General features: G+C 34.2%; 2 protein-coding genes. Both read left to right on the forward strand.

All coding sequences use genetic code 11. From position 1 onward, the window contains the following. Positions 1–77: 77 nt before the first annotated feature. Complete coding sequence (locus CSV72_RS16515) at positions 78–398, forward strand: hypothetical protein (RefSeq protein ID WP_099679247.1); 321 nt, start codon at positions 78–80, stop codon at positions 396–398. 144 nt (positions 399–542) lie between these two features. Continuing rightward, entirely contained in the window at positions 543–980 is a 438-nt protein-coding gene (locus CSV72_RS16520) for a DUF4181 domain-containing protein (RefSeq protein WP_099679248.1), read from the forward strand. Positions 981–1,177 lie beyond the last annotated feature (197 nt).

Here is a 1,177-nt window from a genome sequence, read left to right on the forward strand (position 1 = left end):
GGGCCACTTTCTTAAATGGAGAGTTGTAACGTTTTTCAATAAGACTCGTCTGAATTTTAAAGGAGGTAATTTAAACAATGAAAAATAAAATTGTTCTATCTTTGTGTTTGACAGTAGTTGCTAGTCTACTATTTGCCTGCGGTTCAGAGAAACTGGAGAAAGACGTTAAAGCGACTTTTGTAGGAACAATCGAGGAAATCCATAGTGGTGGAACTGCTTACGTTTCTGAAATTGAAGCGAATGATAATAAACTTTCAGGACCCGTTGAAATTGATCTCCTTGAGAATGGAGAAAAGAAATTTCAAGTTGGTGATAAGGTCATAGTCGGATATGATGGTAATACCATGGAAATATCTCCACTTAGAATTTATACAATCACTATAGAAAAAGTGGAGTGATTTCAGGAGTTTTACAATCGGGTGCCATTGTTGCACAAATTTTATGCCATTAACGGACCAGATTATGAAAAAGTTATTTTATAACTTAGACAGGAAATGAAAATGAATAAATTTGAAGTATTCGGCAGGTGAGGTGGAATCGAAATGTTTTATTATGGCGTAGAATCATCTTTTTGGCTGAAATTTTTTCTGTTTTTATTCGTATTATGGCTAATAATGTTTTTGTTTAGTGCGATTGTAAGAAGGATTCTCAAAGTGGAAAAAAAGAAGGTGTTCTCATACAATCATTTAAATGAGCGGCACAAAAAGATTGATTGGACAATTAGAATTGCCTTTGTAGTTGCTATTATTGTTGGAGGAATTATCAATGCTTCAAGGCTTCCATTGAATCCAATTTTGTTTTTGGAGCCATACTTTTTATTATGTATGTTAATCATTTTAGCTGAGATCGTGACAGCGGTTATGGAATGGAAATATGGAGAAAATCGAAATGCTTATATCTTTACGGTTCTTCAATTAATATTTATTATAATCCTTTTATTTTCAATGTATTTAACTGACTTTTTCGGCTTGTTTGGATAGAGATAGCTTATTCAATTGGTTTAAACAATCGGGTGCGATTGTGGAAGAAGCTTATTTGTACTCGCTTAGTTGATCGGAGCGGAAGCCGGCGACTCCCTCTTGAACAGACGATAGTGACAAGGTTTATCGAGCTTTTTAGATGAGTGAAAAATATTTTTTAGCTGGAGAGCTATCAAACATATTCCACGTAATACAAC

Source organism: Sporosarcina sp. P20a, from assembly GCF_002743175.1.
Lineage (GTDB): Bacteria > Bacillota > Bacilli > Bacillales_A > Planococcaceae > Sporosarcina.

Bases quoted from the DNA above. Each gene is read 5' to 3' on its own strand.
- CSV72_RS16515 (WP_099679247.1), top strand. From the start codon at position 78: ATGAAAAATAAAATTGTTCTATCTTTGTGTTTGACAGTAGTTGCTAGT.
- CSV72_RS16520 (WP_099679248.1), top strand. From the start codon at position 543: ATGTTTTATTATGGCGTAGAATCATCTTTTTGGCTGAAATTTTTTCTG.